Source organism: Pseudarthrobacter sp. GQ63 (assembly GCF_059758765.1).
The window spans coordinates 103,374-121,780 of sequence record NZ_JCAXEF010000005.1; the positions used below are offsets into that span (position 1 = coordinate 103,374).

19 protein-coding genes are annotated in these 18,407 nt (G+C 66.7%); 6 read left to right on the forward strand and 13 right to left on the reverse strand.

What is annotated here, in order from left to right; all coding sequences use genetic code 11:
* Nucleotides 1-130: 130 nt before the first annotated feature.
* The 3 genes from AC6CHP_RS11055 (at nt 131) to AC6CHP_RS11065 (ending at nt 2,166) form a co-directional block, all read left to right on the forward strand.
* Nucleotides 131-679, forward strand: coding sequence for a YceI family protein (locus tag AC6CHP_RS11055; RefSeq protein ID WP_188726882.1), 549 nt, complete (start codon nt 131-133; stop codon nt 677-679).
* Between the two features lie 109 nt (nt 680-788).
* Nucleotides 789-1,253 carry a hypothetical protein gene (locus tag AC6CHP_RS11060; protein ID WP_377194301.1) on the forward strand — a complete coding sequence of 155 codons (465 nt, stop codon included), beginning with the start codon at nt 789-791 and terminating at the stop codon, nt 1,251-1,253.
* A gap of 109 nt (nt 1,254-1,362) precedes the next feature.
* The gene (locus AC6CHP_RS11065) at nt 1,363-2,166 is read left to right on the forward strand and encodes a hypothetical protein (RefSeq protein WP_498229845.1); all 804 of its coding nucleotides are present in this window, start codon (nt 1,363-1,365) and stop codon (nt 2,164-2,166) included.
* Nucleotides 2,167-2,228: 62 nt separating this feature from the next.
* Here AC6CHP_RS11065 and AC6CHP_RS11070 read toward each other — a convergent pair whose 3' ends face one another.
* Both AC6CHP_RS11070 and AC6CHP_RS11075 read right to left on the reverse strand, forming a co-directional pair.
* Nucleotides 2,229-2,933, reverse strand: a complete 705-nt coding sequence (locus AC6CHP_RS11070) for a redox-sensing transcriptional repressor Rex (RefSeq protein WP_188726877.1) — start codon at nt 2,931-2,933, stop codon at nt 2,229-2,231.
* A gap of 118 nt (nt 2,934-3,051) precedes the next feature.
* Entirely contained in the window at nt 3,052-3,306 is a 255-nt protein-coding gene (locus AC6CHP_RS11075) for a glutaredoxin family protein (protein WP_066278753.1), read from the reverse strand.
* A 99-nt stretch (nt 3,307-3,405) separates the two neighbouring features.
* Between AC6CHP_RS11075 and AC6CHP_RS11080 the strand changes: the two genes are divergently transcribed.
* Nucleotides 3,406-4,224, forward strand: coding sequence for an HAD family hydrolase (locus AC6CHP_RS11080; RefSeq protein ID WP_104184663.1), 819 nt, complete (start codon nt 3,406-3,408; stop codon nt 4,222-4,224).
* A gap of 122 nt (nt 4,225-4,346) precedes the next feature.
* Here the strand turns inward: AC6CHP_RS11080 and AC6CHP_RS11085 are convergent, their stop codons facing one another.
* The 10 genes from AC6CHP_RS11085 to AC6CHP_RS11130 form a co-directional block, all read right to left on the reverse strand.
* Entirely contained in the window at nt 4,347-4,445 is a 99-nt protein-coding gene (locus AC6CHP_RS11085; protein ID WP_003792170.1) for a 30S ribosomal protein bS22, read from the reverse strand.
* Nucleotides 4,446-4,594: 149 nt separating this feature from the next.
* Nucleotides 4,595-4,807, reverse strand: a complete 213-nt coding sequence (locus AC6CHP_RS11090; protein WP_066278759.1) for a helix-turn-helix domain-containing protein — start codon at nt 4,805-4,807, stop codon at nt 4,595-4,597.
* Nucleotides 4,808-4,948: 141 nt separating this feature from the next.
* Nucleotides 4,949-6,094 (reverse strand): 3-deoxy-7-phosphoheptulonate synthase, encoded by a 1,146-nt coding sequence (locus AC6CHP_RS11095; protein WP_427115633.1) that lies wholly within the window; start codon nt 6,092-6,094, stop codon nt 4,949-4,951.
* Between the two features lie 216 nt (nt 6,095-6,310).
* Nucleotides 6,311-7,639, reverse strand: a complete 1,329-nt coding sequence (locus AC6CHP_RS11100) for a glycoside-pentoside-hexuronide (GPH):cation symporter (protein WP_427115632.1) — start codon at nt 7,637-7,639, stop codon at nt 6,311-6,313.
* A gap of 54 nt (nt 7,640-7,693) precedes the next feature.
* Nucleotides 7,694-8,713: an acetylxylan esterase gene (locus AC6CHP_RS11105; protein ID WP_498229851.1), complete on the reverse strand. Its 1,020-nt coding sequence runs from the start codon at nt 8,711-8,713 to the stop codon at nt 7,694-7,696.
* A gap of 3 nt (nt 8,714-8,716) precedes the next feature.
* A complete protein-coding gene (locus AC6CHP_RS11110; protein ID WP_498229853.1) occupies nt 8,717-11,278 on the reverse strand; it encodes a glycosyl hydrolase family 95 catalytic domain-containing protein in 2,562 nt (853 codons plus the stop codon).
* A gap of 62 nt (nt 11,279-11,340) precedes the next feature.
* Nucleotides 11,341-12,792, reverse strand: coding sequence for a rhamnulokinase (locus AC6CHP_RS11115; protein ID WP_498229975.1), 1,452 nt, complete (start codon nt 12,790-12,792; stop codon nt 11,341-11,343).
* A 59-nt stretch (nt 12,793-12,851) separates the two neighbouring features.
* Nucleotides 12,852-14,903 carry a bifunctional aldolase/short-chain dehydrogenase gene (locus AC6CHP_RS11120; RefSeq protein WP_498229855.1) on the reverse strand — a complete coding sequence of 684 codons (2,052 nt, stop codon included), beginning with the start codon at nt 14,901-14,903 and terminating at the stop codon, nt 12,852-12,854.
* 2 nt (nt 14,904-14,905) lie between these two features.
* A complete protein-coding gene (rhaI, locus tag AC6CHP_RS11125) occupies nt 14,906-16,072 on the reverse strand; it encodes an L-rhamnose isomerase (RefSeq protein ID WP_188726866.1) in 1,167 nt (388 codons plus the stop codon).
* A gap of 68 nt (nt 16,073-16,140) precedes the next feature.
* Nucleotides 16,141-16,488: an L-rhamnose mutarotase gene (locus AC6CHP_RS11130; RefSeq protein WP_188726863.1), complete on the reverse strand. Its 348-nt coding sequence runs from the start codon at nt 16,486-16,488 to the stop codon at nt 16,141-16,143.
* A gap of 149 nt (nt 16,489-16,637) precedes the next feature.
* On the opposite strand from AC6CHP_RS11130, the gene AC6CHP_RS11135 reads away from it, so the two are divergent.
* Nucleotides 16,638-17,651, forward strand: coding sequence for a LacI family DNA-binding transcriptional regulator (locus tag AC6CHP_RS11135; RefSeq protein WP_188726861.1), 1,014 nt, complete (start codon nt 16,638-16,640; stop codon nt 17,649-17,651).
* Here the strand turns inward: AC6CHP_RS11135 and AC6CHP_RS11140 are convergent.
* On the reverse strand, nt 17,648-18,022 hold the full coding sequence (locus AC6CHP_RS11140; protein WP_104184673.1) for a DUF7793 family protein: 375 nt from the start codon (nt 18,020-18,022) through the stop codon (nt 17,648-17,650). The two genes, AC6CHP_RS11135 and AC6CHP_RS11140, sit on opposite strands and share 4 nt — an antisense overlap.
* Before the next feature lie 175 nt (nt 18,023-18,197).
* Between AC6CHP_RS11140 and AC6CHP_RS11145 the strand changes: the two genes are divergently transcribed.
* Nucleotides 18,198-18,407 carry a hypothetical protein gene (locus AC6CHP_RS11145; protein WP_188726859.1) on the forward strand — a complete coding sequence of 70 codons (210 nt, stop codon included), beginning with the start codon at nt 18,198-18,200 and terminating at the stop codon, nt 18,405-18,407.

Here is an 18,407-nt window from a genome sequence, read left to right on the forward strand (position 1 = left end):
GAAATGTTCCGAGGATGGGAACAAAACATGCAAATGCATGTTTATACTGGATGCAGCAGTTAGTTGAGACTTCAACAGATGAAGGTTCAACAGCAAGCCCGACAAGTACGCAAACCCAAGGAGCATCACCATGGCACTTCCCGCAGACGTCACCACCGGCACCTGGACCCTGGACAACTCACACAGCGAGATCGGCTTCACGGTCCGCCACGCAGGCATCAGCAAGGTCCGCGGCCAGTTCACCGAAGCCGACGCCACCCTTGACCTCCCCGAGGACGTCACCGGTGCCAGGATCAACGCCACCATCAACACCGCCAGCTTCGATTCCGGCGACGTAAACCGCGACGGCCACGTCAAGGGCGAGGACTTCTTCGACGTGGAGAAGTTCCCCGAAATTTCCTTTGTCTCCAGCGGCCTCGTGGCCAAGGGGGACAGCTACGAGCTGACCGGCGACCTGACCATCAAGGGTGTCACCCGCCCCGTCACCCTGGACACCGAGTTCAACGGTGTTGCTGTTGACCCCTTCGGCAACACCCGTGCAGGCGTTTCCGCCGAGACCACCATCAGCCGCAAGGACTTCGGCCTGACCTGGAACGCCATCCTCGAGACCGGCGGCGTCCTGGTGAGCGACAAGGTTGCCATCAACCTCGAACTCGCCTTCATCGCTCCCGCGGCATAATTCCTTCCGCTCCGGCACCCCGGCCCAGGACTCTCCCAGTCGGGCGCCGGGGTGCCGTCTTTAAGCACACCGCTCCTTCCGGGTCCCGGCGGGGTTTACAGTGAGGGCCATGAGCAATTCACCCAGCGCGCCGCGGAGCGGTTTTGCCCGAATGTTCCTGGTGACGGGCCTGCCCACCGAACTCAAGGCCTCCTTCTGGATCTGGTTCGTGGGCGGCATCCTGGGCCTGCTGGGTGGAATGCTGGGCATGCTGGCATCGCTGGTGCTCTTTGCCGCGGCACCAGGGGCGGCCACGCTGGTGCTCCTGCTCATGCTGCTGGCGGCAGCGGTGGGTGCTGCGCAGATTGTCCTCGCCCTTGCCATGAAGGACGGAAAGCGCTGGGCCCGGTTGGGCCTCACCGCCCTCACCGGCGCCACCCTGGTCCTGGCGGTGGCCAACGCCATGATGGGTGTGGGCCAGGGCGGCAACTGGGCAACGTTCCTCATCAGCCTGGCGGCAACGGTCCTGCTGTGGCTGCCCAATTCCCAGGCCTTCTTCGCGGCGGCCCGCTCCGGGAATACCTCTTCCGAATGACCCACAAGGCGCCTGCCCGGGGGTACGGTGGACGTAAGTGATGCTGGGGGTAGGGGACAGGACCGATCCCGGCGATTTACCTGGAACCCGACACGCAAAAGGACCGCCCATGAGCACTCCCCCCGTCCCGCCTCCCGTTCCGAACGAGCCCGAGCCCGGCTCCGAGTCAGGCAGCCAGGGTCCGCGCTACGGCCAGAATGCACCCCAGTATGGCCAAAACCAGCCCCAGTACGGCCAGCAGTCCGGAACACCGCAGTATGGACAGAATGCCCCGCAGTACGGCCAGTCCGGCGCACCCCAGTACGGGCAGAACGCCCCGCAGTACGGCCAGAACCCGCCGCAGTTCGGACAGAATCCGCCGGCAGCACCCGGCTATGGCCAGCAGCCGTACGGACAGTCCCCCTACGCGCAGTATCCGTCGGAGCAGCCCCAGCCGTCCGGCAGCACGGGCGTTCCCCAGATGGTCAACATCTCCTTCTGGCTGCTGATTGCATCCGCCGCGATCTTTGTGATCTCGATGCTGACCGGGCTGACCACGCTGGACGATCCCATGTTCCGCGACGCCTTCGAAACCCAGATCGAGGGCAGCGGCGCTGGAGTCACCTACGAGGATATGAAGGGCGTCATCGCCGGAACCCTGGTGGTGTTCGCCATCATCGGGCTCGCCCTCTACTTGCTGGTGGCGTTCTTCGTCCGCAAGGGCAAGAACTGGGCACGGATCCTGGGCACGGTCTTCGCGGCCCTGTCCATCTTCGGCCTCTTCGGCCCGCCCAGCTTTGCAACCATCGGCACCCTGCTGGGGATCGCGGCCATCGTGCTGCTCTACCTGCCGGCCTCGGCACCGTATTTCCGGCGCCAGCAGCCGTTCGCCAACCCTTACGGCGGCAATATGGGTAACCCGTACGGCCGGTAACTCCAAGCACCAGCCACCCTTCGGGCGTGGGCCCCGGAACCAGCAAGCACCGCTGACGGAAACTAGGCGGTCTGCCCCGGGGCCTGCGCCCGTTGTGCGTGATAGGCGAGGATCTGCAGTTCCGTTGCCATGTCCACCTTGCGAAGATTAACGCCTTCCGGCACCTGGAGCATGATGGGCGCGAAGCTGAGGACGCTGCGGACCCCGGCCGCCACCACGCGGTCGCAGATGTCCTGGGCCACGGATGCGGGCAGGGCAAGGACCACCATATTGGCTCCGGTGCGGTGCAGCACGGTTTCCAGGTCCGCCACATCGCTGACGCGCAGCCAACCGACCTCGTTGCCCACCACCATCTGGTCCGCGTCAAAGATGGCCACGACGTCGAAGCCCCGGGATTCGAAGCCGCCGTACCGTGCAAGCGCCTTGCCCAGGTTGCCGGCACCGACGATGGCCACTTTCCAGTCGTGGGTGAGGCCCAGGGCTGCGGCGATGTGCCGGCTGAGGTACTGCACCTCGTAGCCCACGCCGCGGGTGCCGTAGGAGCCCACGTGGGAGAGGTCCTTGCGGAGCGTTGCGGAGCTGACGCCGGAGGCCTCGGCAAGGGATTCGGAGGAGACCCGCTCCACGCCCTCGGCCAGGAGCGTATTAAGGGCACGCAGGTAGAGGGTCAGCCGGGCCACTGCAGCGGGCGGAATCTGTTTGGCTGCCGTGCCCGCGGCTCCCGGCAGGCCCGGGACAGCCTGGGGGGTTGAATCCAGCGAAGCCACCAGCCCCTCCCTCGCATCGCGTTGTGACTCCACTCTAGGGCCCAACCGGCAATGCCATCAAAGCAGGAGCCGCCGATGCAAGGGACACGACAGGACTCTCCACCACGGTACTGCTCCCCTACTGTGCCATGGCCCGCTGGAGCACGCGTGCCAGCCGGGCTTCGTCGATTTTCCAGAAGTCGCGCTGCACCCCATCCACCAGCACCACCGGGATTTCTTCCGCGTAGCGCTCACGGAGTTCCGGCTGGTGGTCCACCAACTCTTCGCTCCACTCAAGTCCCAGCGAGGCCGTAACCCGGCTGACGGCGTCGCGCGCGTCTTCGCAGAGGTGGCAGTCTGCCTTGGTGATCAGGACAACGCGGGGTGTGGCCATGCCTTAACCGTAGTCCCGTTCCCCCGGGACCGGCGACGCCGGGCAAGGGGGAACAAGGCTAAACGGGGATTGAACAGTGGATTGACTAGACTCGACTGCATGCCCGAGGAGAAGTACGTTGCCGTAGTCACCAAACCGGTTGCTGCGCCGCAACCGGGCGAGGCGGCGTTCTTCGATGTGGACAACACCCTGATGCGCGGCGCCAGCCTCTTCCACGTTGCCCGCAAGATGCACCAGCGCGGGGCGTTCACCATGGCCCAGGCCGCCGGATTCGCGTGGAAGCAGCTCAAGTTCGTGGCCCGCGGCGAAAACATGGACGATGTCCACGCAGTCCGCGACTCCGCCCTGACGCTGGCCGCGGGCATCACGGTTGACGACATCAAGGCGCTCGGCGAAGAGGTCTACGACGAAATGATCGCCTCCCGCATCTGGCCGGGCGCCAAAGCGCTGGCGGAGCAGCACCTGCGCGTGGGCCGCCGGGTGTGGCTGGTGACCGCCACCCCCATCGAAGTGGCCACGGTGATCTCCACCCGGCTGGGGCTGACCGGGGCACTGGGGACCGTGGGCGAAATCTCCGAAGGCATGTACACCGGCCGCCTGGTGGGTGACATCCTGCACGGCTCGGCCAAGGCTGTGGCTGTCCAGGCCATTGCGGACGCCGAGGAGTTGGACCTCAAGCGCTGCTGGGCGTACAGCGACTCCTACAACGACATCCCGCTGCTCACCCTGGTGGGCCACCCGGTGGCCATCAACCCGGATGCCCGCCTGCGCCGGCACGCCCGCGACAACAACTGGCCGGTCTACGACTTCCGGTCCGGCCGGCGAGCAGCCACGTTCGGCCTCAAAGCCGCGACGGCCGGCGGCGCCGTCTACGGGCTCTGGAAGGGCTTCGCCCGCATCCGCGGCCCGCGCATCTAGGTCGCAGCAGATGTCTTTATGAGCCTTGTTAACGACATATGCTGCTACCTAGTTGGGGACAGCACAAGAAAATGCCCGCCGCCTCGGAAGGCGACGGGCATTTCTGCGCTGTTGAAGTATCTCTACTTCTTGTTGCGGCGCTGGTGACGGGTCTTGCGAAGCAGCTTGCGGTGCTTCTTCTTGGCCATACGCTTGCGACGCTTCTTAATTACTGAACCCACGTAAGTTCCTTACAAACTAGATGCAATACCTGTCTGATGGAAATTGTTCGTGGACAGAGCTACGAACTGAACAACTGACAGATTCTTACAATGACGTAAAACGTTCCTTAACAGGGTACCGCTTCCGGGAGGCGGCTACGGACAGTTGCTCAGGCTGTCTCGGTGTGGCCGTCCACGACGGCACCTTTGAGGTACTGCTCAACGGCCTGTTCCGGAACCCGGTAGGAGCGGCCGAAGCGCACTGCCGGCATTTCGCCGGAGTGCACCAGCCGGTACACAGTCATTTTGGAGACGCGCATGACCTGGGCGACTTCAGCCACGGTCAGGAACTTCGCGTTGGAGAAGTTCTGTTCTGCCGACATTTCCCTATTTCCTTTGCTGACGGATGGACAACAGTGACCCCAGGTACATGCCAATGCGGTGTTCCGATGCTGAGCCATCCACCAACCACTTATCTAGATACTCTAGATGTTCCTGTGGCAGAAGTGAAAGTAGTAAATCCCCTAATTCGCTGCCCGGCGCTTGTGCGCGGACGCCGCCAGCTGGTCCAGGACGGAGACCGAAACGTCCCACTCCATGCAGGCGTCTGTGACGCTCTGCCCGTACACCAGCTCAGCCCGTCCGGCCGCGTGCTCCGCAACATCAAGGTTCTGCGCACCGCCCACCAGGAAGCTTTCCAGCATGACGCCGGCAATCGCCTGCGCCGACGTGCCGCCGTCCTCGAGCTGCGCGCCGATCTCCAGCGCCACCTCGGCCTGCCGGTGGTGGCTCTTGCCGCTGTTGGCATGGCTGGCGTCCACGATGAGGCGCGGGTTCAGCTGCTTGCCGGCCAGCGTGGCTGACGCCGCCCCGACGTCGGCGGCGGAGTAGTTGGGTCCCTTGCGCCCGCCGCGGAGGATGACGTGGGTGTCCGGGTTCCCGGCGGTGGACACCAGGGCTGCCCGGCCGTCACCGTCAATGCCGAGGAAAGCCTGGGCCGCGGCCGCTGCACCGCAGGCGTCGATGGCCACCTGGAGGTCGCCGTCGGTCCCGTTCTTGAAGCCGATGGGCATGGACAGCCCGGACGCGAGCTGCCGGTGGATCTGGCTTTCGGTGGTCCGCGCCCCGATGGCACCCCAGGAGATGAGGTCGGCCATGTACTGCGGGCTGATGGGTTCGAGGAACTCCGTTGCGGTGGGGAGGCCCAGGGCGGTGACCTGCTGCAGGAAGTGCCGGGCGGTGCGGAGGCCGGTCACCATGTCGTGGCTGCCGTCCAGGCGGGGATCGTTGATCAGGCCCTTCCAGCCCACGGTGGTGCGGGGCTTTTCGAAGTAGGTGCGCATCACGATCAGCAGGTCTTCCCTGTGCTTCTCGGCCTGGCTCACCAGCCGGCGTGCGTACTCCAGGCCTGCCTTGGGGTCGTGGATGGAGCAGGGCCCAACGATCACCAGCAGGCGGTCATCCACGCCGTCCATGATGGCCCGGACTTCATCGCGGCCGCGTTCGACGACGTCAGCTACCCGGGCGTCCAGGGGCAGTTCCGCGATCAGTTCCTGCGGGGTGGGCAACGGGGTGAATTCGCTGACGCGCAGGTTCGACGTGGACCTGGCCGCGGATTCCGTTGCGGAAGTGCCGGCGGTTGTGGTTGCGGGGGCTGTTGCGGTGCTCATGTTCGGGTCCTGTTCCAGATGGGAAGCGGGCCCGGATCAGAACCCGCCGGAGAAACGGCGAAGGGCAGAGAATAATCTCTGCCCTGTTGGCTCTGAAGGAAAGTTGGATGCGTGTCAGTTAGACGCGGGCCCCTCCAGAGCCAACGAAAAATACGCATACCAACGGTTAGTCATGCCATGAACCATAACCGCAGGTTCCGCGGATGGCAAAAACGGTTACGTTGCATCACGCGTCAGGCTTGCCACCAGCTCGGCGTGCTTCCGGTCCGTGAGGCGGTACCAGTACATGATGCCCACGGCTGCCAGGACCAGGACGCCGGGCAGCAGTCCCGCCGCGGCCCGGATGGCCAGGGTTGCGGATTCCGGCTGTTCTGCCACACCCGACGCGTAGCCGCCCCAGGCCAGGGAAAATGCCACAACGCCGGCGCCGAAGCCCATACCCAGCTTCCTGGTGGCTGCCAGGAGCGCGTAGTTGATGCCCTGCACCCGGACCCCGGTCTTCCACTCGCCGTATTCCACGGTGTCCGCGATCAGCGCCCACGTGACAATGCTGACTGACGCGGAAGCAAGCAGACCCAGCACCAGGCCTGCCACGCCCAGCAGGGGCGCCTCTGCGGGCGCCAGGAAAACCAGCAGGCCGCCAACGGCGCCGAGGCACGCACCGGCGCTGTAGACAGCACGTTTGCCCCAGCGCGCCACCGGACGCGGAATGAGGACCGCCACAGTGAGCGTGATGGCCACCTGCGCGGCGGCCATCAGGGGGAACAGGTCCACCCGGGACAGGACATCGCGGAGGTAGTAGAACTGGGATGCTCCCGTGGCGGATGTTCCGGTGACAAAAAGCACCGAGCTGACGCAGAGGATCACCAGCGGCGAATTTGCCTTGAGTGCCGCCATGCTCTGGCCGAGGGTGATCCTGGGGACGCTGCCGGGGACTTGCTCGGCGCAGGCGGCACCGGTGAAGGCGTACAGGGCTGAACCCACAACGGCGAAGGTGATGGTCAGCCAGGTGAAGACCTGCTGCATGTCCTGCCCGGCCCCCAGGAGCGGGGCGATGAAGAAGCCGAGCGTGGCGCCAACGGACAGCCCGCCAAGGGTCCGGGCTCCGCCCAGCCGGGCGCGCTGCCTGGCGTCCTGCGTCATGGCCCCCACCAGGCATCCGTAGGGAACATTGACCATGCTGTAGGCGACGCACACCAGGCCATACGTGCAGTAGGCATAGAGCAGCTTCAGGGATGGTTCGACGTCCGGAACATGGAACACGGCCACGCTCAGCAGGAGCGGGACGAAGCCGAACATCAGGAACGGCCGGAACTTCCCCCACCGTCTGCTGTGGACGCGGTCCACAATGCGCCCCGCGGCGATGTCCGTGAAGGCATTGAAGACCCGCAACAGAAGCAGAAGGGTTCCCGCTGCGGCCGCCCCGATCCCGGCAACATCCGTGTAGTAGACGAGCAGGAACATGTTCCCGGTGCTGATGATCATACTGTTGGCGGCATCACCCGCGCCGTAGGCAAAGACGCTGAGCCTGCTGAGTTTCTTCATTGCTTCCTGTTCCGGCGGGCGAAGAAACCGTTTTCTCACGCCCACAGAAGGAACTTACCCCAAAATCTTGCGCAGAAACAGCAGCTGGCGGATCCAGTGGTGTTCCTGGCCGCCCTCGTGGTTGTTGAACCGGTACACCTCAATCTCCTTCCCGGCGCCGGTTCCGGAGGAGCCTGCCGTTCCGGAACCGTAGGCGTTGAAACTTGCGAACACCGTGGACGGCGGGCAGATGTCGTCCATCTGGGCGGCTGAATACAGCGCGGGCACTGTTGCCCACCGGGCCAGGTTGACGCCGTCGAAATAGCGCAGGACGGCGAGCGCGGAGTCGTACCGGTCCCGGTGCCGGGCCAGGAACTGGGCGATCTCGGGGTACGGGCCGCGGGGTGTGATGTCGATGGCCCGGGGGAAGTCCTGCAGGAACGGGACATCGGGCAGCGCGGCGATGACGCCGTCGAGCCTTCCGGCGGCCAGGCCCGCGGTGGCCACCACAATGCCGCCGCCCTGGCTGACACCGGCCAGCACCACCCTGGAGGGGTCCACGGCGGGGTGGGACTGGGCGGCTTCCACGGCCCGGAAGGCGTCCACGTACACACGGCGGTAGTAGTAGTCCTCGCGGTTTCCGATGCCCCGGGTCATGAGTCCGGCGTGGGCGACGTCCCCGGCGGAGGGGTGCGGGTCCGGCGTGTCGCCCAGCGTGCCGCCGTAGCCCTGGCCGCGGGTGTCCATGATGAAGTGCGCGTAGCCGGCCTGGGCCCAGCGGGTGTCCTGGTTGACCAGGCCGCGGCCGCCGGAGTAGCCAACGTACTGGACCACCACCGGCAGTGACGCCCCGGGTTCCCTGTGCGCCGGGAGGTGGAGCCAGCCCCGGACCGGAGCGCCGCCGTAGCCCGCGAAGGTGACGTCGAAGGTGTCGATGACGGAAAGGTAGTTTTCCACCGGCTCAAAACTGGCGTCCAGCGGGAAGGCCCGGGCTTCCCTGATGGTGGCGTCCCAGAAGTGGCCCAGGTCCTCCGGGGGCGTCACGTCCGAGGAGTAGGCGCGGAGCTGCGCAAGGGGAAGGTCGAAGAGCGGCATGGGTCATCCAATCCTGTCGGTGGGGGCGCTGTAGGTGAGAACTGCGGGCTTTCCTGGCTCAAGGTGCGCTTCCCTGACGCCCCGTCCGTACCGGACCAGGACCTTGACCGGCTTCCGCGCGGCCAGGGTTGCCTGCACCAGCAGCCCGTCCCGCCAGTCCAGGTCCACGTCCACCCCGGGCCGCGCACGGAGCCGCCCTGCGCGGCCGGTGGGCAGCTCGGAGGGGAGGGCGGGAAGCAGCTCTATCTCGTGCAGCCCGTCCACGGTCCGGTGGCTCTGGACCAGGCACTCGGCCAGGGCGGCCACGTACCCGAGGTTGCCGTCGATCTGGAACGGCGGGTGGGCGCCGAAGAGGTTGGGGTACAGGCCGCCGCTTTGGCCGCCGCGGGGTGTCTCCATGTCCCGGAAGTAGAGCCGCAGGAGGTCACTCACCTTCCCGGCCTGGCGGAGCCGTGCGCGCAGCAGGATCTTCCAGGCCAGCGACCAGCCGGTGGCTTCGTCGCCCCGGCCGTCCATGCTGGCCCGGACGGCCGCTTCGAGCCCGGGGGTGAGCGGCGTGTCCCCGGGATAGGCGAGGTAGAGGTGGCTGACGTGCCGGTGCCCGGGCTCCCATTCCTCCGGATCATCAAGCCACTCGCGGAGCTTTCCGCCGCGTCCGGGTGCCGGCGCGGGAAGCCGGGGCAGGGCAGTCCGCGCCGCGGAGGCCACGGGGTCATCCTCCAGGCCGAGGCTGCAGGCCAGGGCGTCCAGCATCCGGAAAACATCGCCGATGAGGGTCAGGTCCATGGTGGCGGAGCGGGCAGCGGATCCCTGCACCCGCGTGCCGGTGGACGGGTCTGCGGCCGCAAACGTGTTTTCCGGGGACGTGGACGGGCTGGTTCCCAACGAGCCGTCGGGGAAATCAACCAGCAGGTCCAGGGCGAATTCAGCGGCACCGCGGATGGCCGGCCAGGCTGCGCTCCGGGCAAAAGTGTCCGGGGCGAAGGTGTCCGCGTCCGCGGAAGTGTCCGTGCTGCCAAACTGCAGATGCTCCCACAGGTGCCGCACCAGCCAGAGGCCTGCCATGGGCCAGTACGCCCACTCCGGCGAATGCGCGCCGTGCCCCACCGGTTTTGCGTAGGCCCACAGATCCGAGTTGTGGTGCACGGCCCAGCCGCGGGCACCGTAATACTCCCGGGCCACCTCGGCCCCGGTCCCCTGCATCGCCTCAATGAGCGCAAAGAGCGGTTCCGCGCACTCGGCCAGGCCGGTGGGTTCGGCGCCCCAGTAGTTCATCTGCAGGTTGATGTTGGTGGTGTAGTTGGAGCTCCAGGGGGCGGGCAGCTCGGCGTTCCAGATGCCTTGGAGGTTGGCCGGCACTCCGCGCCAGGCTGTCCCCTGCCGGGACCCTGCTGGGGCGGACCGCGAGCTGGAGATCAGCAGGTACCGCCCGTAGTTAAAGAGCAGCGCAGCCAGGCCCGGATCGGCCGCCAGCGGCCCCTCAGGGTGGGCGTTGGCCGCCAGCAGCCGCCGGCCCGTATCCCCGCCCTCCCGCACCGGAACATCGAACTCCACCCACGCGGCCCCGTAGAGCCTGGAATGGCTCTCCTCATGCCGGTCAAGCAGGACCTCCCGCCCGGAGGCCCGGGCCTGGTCCACCACGGTGCGGGCGGCGGCCGCGGCAGTGGCGGCGGTACCCCGCGGCTGGCGGGCCAGCCCCGCGAAGGTGGTTTCGGTGGTGAGGTAGATGTCGGCGCGTCGGACGCCGGTGGCGGCCAGGCCGTCGTCGTGCCCTGACGCTTGCCCGGCTGGGCCGGCTGGTCCTTGCAGGGGCCGGCCGTCGTGCTCCCAGGTGGCCGCCACCGCCCCCTGCATGCTGAGGGAATCGTCCTCCGAGTACTCCACCACACCGCCATCGTGTGCCGGGGCTGCGTCGGAGGGCATTTTCAGTTCGAGGGACAGGCTCCCCTCTCCGCAGGAGCGGCGGAGGAGACGCAGCGGGGAGTCCAGGCGTAAGGCGAGGTCGAGGCCCTGCGGCGCGTCGGTCCGCAGCGAAACCACCAGCACTGACGGATCGTGGCTGATGAACGCTTCCACCCGGACGGCGTGGCCGTCCAGGAGGTACGTGTTGGTGTTGAGGGCGCGGGCAACGTCCAGGCCGCGGTGATAGTCCGACGACGGCTGTGCGGGAGCGCCGCCGCCTTCCCTTTTGCCTGCTGCCGGGTTCGCTGCGGTGGCTGACGCCGTGAGGTAGAGGTCGGCGAACGGGAGGTACGCCTGGGAGTGCCGGTGCTGCAGTCCTTTCAGGGTTACCGCGGCGCCGGCGAAGTCGCCGGAGCCGATCAGGCGGCGGCTTTCGCTGAGGATCCGATCCGCTTCCTCCCGGCTGAAGACGGGCTTCCGGTCCTGGCTGTGCGGTGACCCGGACCAGGCGGACGAGTCGTTGAGCTGGAACCGGTGCTCCACGTCCGCGTCCGCCTGGCTGCCGCCGAACACCATGGCGCCCAGCCTGCCGTTTCCCAGGGGAAGGGCTTCCAGCCACCGGGCAGCAGGGGCGTCGTAGGCAAGGACGTGTTCTGGGGGCATGGGTTCAGATCCTAGGGCCGGCCGGGGAACAAGGGAAGGTCAGGCCACACACTGAACAGCAGTTACAGCCGCGAGAGTTCCGGGACGAACACCTGAAGGTTGTGGCTGTGCACCACCAGGGCACGGAGGTCGGCCAGCTCCCCGGAGACTGCCCCTGCGGCGCGGGCCTGGACCAGGACGTTGCCCAGGGCGGTTGCTTCCACGGGCCCGGCCACCACTTTCTTCCCCGTGACGTCCGCCGTGAGCTGGCAGAGCAGCCTGTTCTGGGAACCGCCGCCCACTATGTGCACCACGTCCACGGTCCGGTCAGCCAGGCGTTCGGCGTCCCGGAGGGTGCGGGCGTAGCCGGCGGCCAGGCTGTCCATGATGCAGCGGGTGATGGCGGCGGGGTGGTCCGGCAGCACCTCGCCGGTGCGCCGGACGGCGGCCCGGATGCGCTCGGGCATGTTGTCCGGGGCAATGAAGTAGGGATCGTCCGGATTAATCTGCGGCCCTCCCGGCGGCAGCGCGGCCGCCGCGGTGAGCAGCGCCGTCAGTTCCGGCCGGAACCCTTCCTGCGCCCAGGTCCGCTGGCATTCGCTGAGGAGCCAGAGCCCGCCCATGTTCCGCAGGTAGCGGATGGTGCCGTCCACGCCGCGTTCGTTGGTGAAGTTTGCTTCGCGGCTGGCTTCGGTGAGGACGGGATGCTTCAGTTCCAGTCCTACCAGTGACCAGGTGCCGGAGGAGATGTACGCGAAGTGTTCCCCGCCGTTGTCCGCTTTCGCCGGGACGGCCGCCACCGCCGAGGCGGTGTCGTGTGAGCCGACGGCCACCACCCGGGTGTCCTCCGGCAGGCCCACCTGCGCGGCGATCTCCGGCAGGAGGGTGCCCACGGCCTCCCCGGGCTGGATCAGCGGCGGGAACAGGTCCTTCCGCAGGCCCAGCGCGGTGAGGAACTCGGTGGCCCACTCCCCCGCCACGGCGTCGAACAGGCCCGTGGTGGAAGCGTTCGTGGCCTCGGTCCGGCGCTGCCCGGTGAGGAGGAACGCGATCAGGTCCGGGATCAGGAGTGCCTGCACCCCGTCCAGGTTCTTCTCGCTGGCAAGCTGGTAGATGGTGTTGAACTGCAGGAACTGCAGCCCCGTGGTCCCGTAGAGGCGCGCGGGGTCCAGTTTCCGGTGCACGGGTTCAACGGCGGTGCGGCTGCGGTTATCGCGGTAGCTGAAGGGCTGGGCAGCCAGCTCCCCGGCTGTGTTGACCAGGCCGTAGTCCACGGCCCAGGTGTCGATGCCGATGCTGGCCACCTGTTCCCCCTGCGCGGCGGCGACGGTGGCCGCGGACGCCAGGCCCGTGAGCACCTCGGCGAAGAGGGCGTCGAAGTCCCATCGGAGGCCGCCGTCGATCTCCACCACGCCGTTGGGGAAGCGGTGGACCACCTCCAGCTCCACGTTCCCGCCCGAGCTGACGCGGCCCAGGATCACGCGGCCGGAGGAGGCGCCAATGTCGACCGCGGCGAAAACACTGCCGGCGAACATCTTGTGCCCGGGTACTGCCCCGGCGTGTGCCGGGGCAGTACCGTGCGCTGCTTCCGTGCTCATCGGAGGAAGGCTGCGGCCACTCCGGCGTCCACGGGGATGTGCAGGCCGGTGGTGTGGGACAGTTCGTTGCCGGTGAGCACGGCGGCGGCGTTGGCCACGTGCTCGGGCAGGACTTCGCGCTTGAGCAGGGTGCGCTGGGCGTAGTACTCACCCAGTTTTTCCTCGTCCACGCCGTACACGGCGGCGCGCTTGGCGCCCCAGCCGCCGGCGAAGATGCCGGAGCCGCGGACCACGCCGTCAGGGTTGATGCCGTTGACGCGGATGCCGTGCTCACCGAGTTCGGCGGCGAGCAGGCGGACCTGGTGTGCCTGGTCCGCCTTGGTGGCGGAGTAGGCGATGTTGTTGGGGCCGGCGAACACGGAGTTCTTGGAGGAGATGTAGATGATGTCCCCGCCCAGGCCCTGCGCAATCATCACCTTGGCCGCGGCCTTGGCCACCAGGAACGAGCCCTTGGCCATCACGTTGTGCTGCAGGTCCCAGTCCTTTTCGGTGGTTTCCAGCAGCGGCTTGGAGATGGACAGGCCAGCGTTGTTGACCACCAGGTCCACGCCGCCGAACGCCAGCACGGCGGCGTCGATCGCGGCCGCCACCTGGGCCTCGTCCGTGACGTCCGCCTGCACGCCGACGGCAACGTCCGGTCCGCCGAGTTCCTCGGCGACCTTTTCGGCGTTCTCCAGGTTCAGGTCCGCAATGACCACACAGGCGCCTTCCGCGGCGAGGCGGGTGGCAATGGCCTTGCCGATGCCCGAGGCCGCACCGGTCACCAGCGCGATGCGGGTGGCGTGGGACTTTGGCTTGGGCATCCGGGCCAGCTTGGCTTCCTCCAGCGCCCAGTACTCGATCCGGAACTTCTCGGACTCCTCGATAGGGGCGTAGGTGGAGATCGCCTCGGCGCCGCGCATCACGTTGATGGCGTTGATGTAGAACTCACCGGCAACCCGGGCGGTCTGCTTGGTGGCGCCAAAGGAGAACATGCCCACGCCGGGCACCAGCACAATGGCCGGGTCCGCGCCGCGCAGCGCCGGGCTGTCCGCATCCGCATGGCGGCTGTAGTAGGCCTGGTAGTCCTCGCGGTAGTCCGCGTGCAGCTCGTGCAGCCGTGCAATCGAGTCCTCCACCGAGGCGTCGGCAGGCAGGTCCAGGATCAGCGGCTTGACCTTGGTGCGCAGGAAATGGTCCGGGCAGGAGGTGCCCAGCGCGCCCAGGCGCGGGTGCTCGGCGGCTTCCAGGAAGTCAAGGACGACGGCGTCATCGCTGAAGTGCCCCAGCTGCGGCTTGTCCGTGGAGGCCAGGCCGCGGATCACCGGTGCCAGGGCAGCGGCCTTGGCACGGCGCTCAGCTTCCGGCAGGGCGCCGTAGCCGGGCAGCTTCGGTCCGAAAGGCTCGGCCTTGCCGTTGTCCCGGATGTACTTTTCGGCCTGGTCGATGATCCACAGTGAGTTCTGCTCGGCCTCATCGGACGTGGCGCCCCAGGCGGTGATGCCGTGCCCGCCCAGGATGGTGCCGATGGCCTGCGGGTTGGCGTCCTTGATCGCGGCGATGTCCAGTCCCAGCTGGAAGCCGGGGCGGCGCCAGGGCACCCACACCACCTTGCTGCCGAAGATCTTGGTAGTCAGCGCCTCGCCGTCCACCGCCGTCGCAATGGCGATGCCCGAGTCCGGGTGCAGGTGGTCCACGTGCGCCGCATCCACCAGGCCGTGCATGGCGGTGTCAATCGAGGGGGCAGCGCCGCCCTTGCCGTGCAGGCAGTAATCGAACGCGGCCACCATTTCGTCTTCGCGCTCAACGCCGGGGTAGACGTTCTTCAACGCGTTCAGCCGGTCCAGGCGCAGCACCGCAAGGTTCTGGGCCTTCAGCGTGCCCAGGTCCCCGCCGGAGCCCTTGACCCACAGCAGCTGGACGTCCTCGCCCGTCACCGGGTCCTTCTCGGTGCCCTTGGCAGAGGTGTTGCCGCCGGCAAAGTTGGTGTTCCGCTTGTCCGCACCCAGGCGGTTGGAACGGGAAATCAGGTCTTCAACAGTCTTATTGGCTGTGTTCTGCATCGTCATGCTTAGGCGCCCCATCCGGCTTGCTGGCCGCCCACGCGGTCCTCGTTGATCTTCTTCTGGTAGCCGCTGGCCTTGAATGCGGCCAGCGGGTCCGCGGGCAGGCCGCGGGATTCACGCCATTCGGCCAGGACCGGCCGGACGTCGGTGTAGAACGCATCGTTGAAAATGCCGTTCGCGGCCAGCACGTCACCGGCGCGCTGGGCCTCGGCCAGGGCAGCGGTGTCCACCAGCAGGGCCCGGGCCGTCATTTCCTGGACGTTCAGCACGGAGCGGATCTGGCCCGGGATCTTCTCCTCCAGGTTGTGGCACTGGTCAAGCATGAGCGCCACCCCCGAATCCTTGCCGAAGCCGCCGCCGCGGATCACCTCATGCATGATGCGGAAGAGCTGGAACGGGTCCGCCGCGCCCACAATCAGGTCATCATCCGCGTAGAAGCGGGAGTTGAAATCGAACGAGCCCAGCTTGCCCAGGCGCAGCAGCTGCATGACGATGAACTCGATGTTGGTGCCCGGCGCGTGGTGGCCGGTGTCCAGGCAAACAAACGCCTTCTCACCCAGCGCGAGGGTCTGGGCGTAGGACGTGCCCCAGTCCGGAACATCGGTGTGGTAGAAAGCCGGCTCGAAGAACTTGTACTCAAGCACCAGCCGCTGCTCGTCCCCCAGCGCCGCGTAGATCTCCTGCAGGGACTCGGCCAGGCGGTCCTGGCGGCCCCTGATGTCATCCTGGCCCGGGTAGTTGGTTCCGTCAGCCAGCCAGATCTTCAGGTCCTTGGACCCCGTGGCGTGCATGATCTCAATGCACTCCAGGTGGTGGTCGATCGCCCGGCGCCGCACCGCCCCGTTGGACGAGGTCAGGGAGCCGAACTTGTACTCGTCATCCTGGAAGGTGTTGGAGTTGATCGTACCCAGGCCCACACCCAGACCGGCCGCGTACTCCTTCAGGGCGGCGTAATCATCCACCTTGTCCCACGGGATGTGCAGCGCAACGGTAGGAGCCAGGCCAGTCAGTTCGTGGACCTTCGCCGCATCGGCAAGCTTCTCCTGCACGGTGCGCGGAGTGCCCGGCGTGCCGAACACCTTGAACCGCGTCCCCGAATTTCCATAGGCCCACGAAGGGACCTCGATGGCAAGCTCCTCGAGCCTGCCCAGCGCCGTTGCTACGTCATTCATGATGGTTCTTTCCGGTGTCGTGATGCTGTGGTCGGTGGTGTGGGCCCCGCTGCTGGAGCCGGTGTGCGTCAGTTTGCGGTGGACTCGGCCGCCGCCAGCTGGCTGTCAAGGTTGAAGACTTCGTCAAGGACCTGGAACCCTTCATCGGGAGCCTGCCCGGAGTCTTCAAAAAGCGTGGCCATTTCCGCCTGCCAGCGGGCGTTGACGTCCGTCAGTGCCATGCGTGCCCGGACGGCGTCAAAGTCGTCGCATTCCAGGTAGCCCACAAGGAGCCCGTCCCCGGAGAGGAACAAGGAGTAGTTATTCCAGCCCGCGTCCTTGAGGGCGCGGAGCATGTCCGGCCACACGGCGGCATGCCGCCGGCGGTATTCGTCGAGCATGGCCGGCTGGACCGAGGAGCGGAAACACACCCTCATGTTTGGTTCTCCTGAAATCGCGTATGTTTGAATCGTTTCATTGTTACGATTCAAAGTACTCTTGAATCTGAGCAGGTGTCAAGCATTCCTGCCCGCGGTCCACACCCCGGGCTCAATGCGTGCCACAAAGAGCAGCAGCACGGAGAATCATGAATCGTTCAGCCAGTATCAAGGACGTCGCCAACCATGCCAGCGTGGCGGTGGGCACGGTGTCCAACGTGCTGAATTACCCGGACAGGGTTTCGCAGCGGACCAAGGACCGCGTGCTGAAGGCCATTGACGAGCTTGGCTTTGTCCGCAACGACGCCGCCCGCCAACTGCGCGCGGGCCACAGCCGCACCATCGGGCTCATCGTCCTGGACGTGGGTAACCCGTTCTTCACCGCCGTCGTGCGTGCGGCCGAGGACGCCGCCGCACTCCACGGCAGTGCTGTCCTGCTGGGAGACAGCGGCCACGACGCCGCCCGCGAGGCCAATTACATCGACCTCTTCCAGGAACAGCGTGTCCAGGGCCTGCTGATCTCGCCCGTGGGCGATGTGACCGAGCGGCTGGACCTCCTCCGCGAGCGCGGCGTGCCCACCGTCCTGGTGGACCGGCTGGCGGACGAGGCAAAGTTCAGTTCGGTGGCGGTGGACGACGACGCCGGCGGGTACCTGGCAGCGCGGCACCTGCTGGACACCGGCCGCCGTCGGCTCGCCTTTGTGGGCGGCCCCACCTCCATCCGGCAGGTTGCCGACCGCCTCCAGGGCGCCCGGCGTGCAGTCAAGGAGGAATCGGACGCCACGCTGGAGGTTTTGGAGTCCGAGGGGCAGACGGTCCTGGCCGGACGCAGCGTGGGCAACTCGCTGGTGGAGCGGGGCCGTGAAGGGCTGCCGGACGGCATCTTCTGCGCCAACGACCTCCTGGCTTTGGGCGTGATGCAGTCCCTGACCATGACCCACACGTTCCGCATCCCGGAGGACGTCGCGCTGATCGGCTACGACGACATCGACTTCGCTGTCTCAGCCGTGGTTCCGCTGTCCTCCATCCGGCAGCCCACGGAGGCATTGGGACGTACCGCCATCCAGCTGCTCGCCGAAGAGGTCGAATCCCGGAAGCCGACACACCGTTCGGTGGTGTTCACGCCGGAACTGGTGGTACGGCAGAGCACACAAGCCAACTAATTGCCGGCCTGAAGCCACTTCATCGACTCGGTCCGGGAGGTGAAGAAGCGCGTGGGACATGGCGGGATATGCACGCCAAGGAAGAAATTGGCGATGATCCGGTCCACCGGACTGGCACCCAGCAGCGCAATGCGGTCGGCGGCGCAGGGGATGGAAAACACGGAGCGGGCCGCCCGGGTGACGTCCTCGGTGGTGGCCATGTCCACCAGCATGGGATAGGTCTGGTCACCCGCTATCTCGTTGACAGCCGCCATGGCAGCCTGCGCGTCCTCGATCTCTATCCGGACCTTGGGTTCCCAGATCAGGTGGATGACGCCGTCGGAACGCAACTCCACCGTCCCCTTGCCGCCGTCGACAGTTAATGGCTCCAAACCAGCTTCCCCTCCCTTGAACAAACCCGATGACCTGGGCAGACCCGCATGACCCTCCTATCATGCCGTAGCTTTTCCGCCCCCCCTCCCGCAGACCCTCCGCAGGGCGTGGTCCCTGCGGCAACAGCTGGCACCGGCCCTTGTGGGCGGACGGCAGCAGAAGCAAGGATTGGCTATGGATGACCCGCGGCGCACCGCAAGAGACCTGCTGCAGCGGAAGGACCGCGGCCTGGTGGACCTCTGGATCCTGTACTGGAACCATGGCGGTCGCTGCCACCCCTTCGACTTTGATGCCTTTGTCCACGACGTGCTCCCGGTTGAGTGGTTCGACCTGGACGCCCTGGCGGTTGCTGTTGAGGAACTGGCGCTGGAAAGCATAGCCTGA

Excerpts from the sequence above, each read along its gene's own strand:
- AC6CHP_RS11110 (WP_498229853.1), bottom strand. The coding sequence starts at position 11,278 with ATGCCCCCAGAACACGTCCTTGCCTACGACGCCCCTGCTGCCCGGTGG.
- AC6CHP_RS11060 (WP_377194301.1), top strand. The coding sequence starts at position 789 with ATGAGCAATTCACCCAGCGCGCCGCGGAGCGGTTTTGCCCGAATGTTC.
- AC6CHP_RS11115 (WP_498229975.1), bottom strand. The coding sequence starts at position 12,792 with ATGTTCGCCGGCAGTGTTTTCGCCGCGGTCGACATTGGCGCCTCCTCC.
- AC6CHP_RS11135 (WP_188726861.1), top strand. The coding sequence starts at position 16,638 with ATGAATCGTTCAGCCAGTATCAAGGACGTCGCCAACCATGCCAGCGTG.
- AC6CHP_RS11075 (WP_066278753.1), bottom strand. The coding sequence starts at position 3,306 with ATGGCCACACCCCGCGTTGTCCTGATCACCAAGGCAGACTGCCACCTC.
- AC6CHP_RS11105 (WP_498229851.1), bottom strand. The coding sequence starts at position 8,713 with ATGCCGCTCTTCGACCTTCCCCTTGCGCAGCTCCGCGCCTACTCCTCG.
- rhaI (WP_188726866.1), bottom strand. The coding sequence starts at position 16,072 with ATGAATGACGTAGCAACGGCGCTGGGCAGGCTCGAGGAGCTTGCCATC.
- AC6CHP_RS11095 (WP_427115633.1), bottom strand. The coding sequence starts at position 6,094 with ATGAGCACCGCAACAGCCCCCGCAACCACAACCGCCGGCACTTCCGCA.
- AC6CHP_RS11065 (WP_498229845.1), top strand. The coding sequence starts at position 1,363 with ATGAGCACTCCCCCCGTCCCGCCTCCCGTTCCGAACGAGCCCGAGCCC.
- AC6CHP_RS11145 (WP_188726859.1), top strand. The coding sequence starts at position 18,198 with ATGGATGACCCGCGGCGCACCGCAAGAGACCTGCTGCAGCGGAAGGAC.
- AC6CHP_RS11100 (WP_427115632.1), bottom strand. The coding sequence starts at position 7,639 with ATGAAGAAACTCAGCAGGCTCAGCGTCTTTGCCTACGGCGCGGGTGAT.
- AC6CHP_RS11055 (WP_188726882.1), top strand. The coding sequence starts at position 131 with ATGGCACTTCCCGCAGACGTCACCACCGGCACCTGGACCCTGGACAAC.
- AC6CHP_RS11130 (WP_188726863.1), bottom strand. The coding sequence starts at position 16,488 with ATGAGGGTGTGTTTCCGCTCCTCGGTCCAGCCGGCCATGCTCGACGAA.
- AC6CHP_RS11080 (WP_104184663.1), top strand. The coding sequence starts at position 3,406 with ATGCCCGAGGAGAAGTACGTTGCCGTAGTCACCAAACCGGTTGCTGCG.
- AC6CHP_RS11090 (WP_066278759.1), bottom strand. The coding sequence starts at position 4,807 with ATGTCGGCAGAACAGAACTTCTCCAACGCGAAGTTCCTGACCGTGGCT.
- AC6CHP_RS11120 (WP_498229855.1), bottom strand. The coding sequence starts at position 14,903 with ATGACGATGCAGAACACAGCCAATAAGACTGTTGAAGACCTGATTTCC.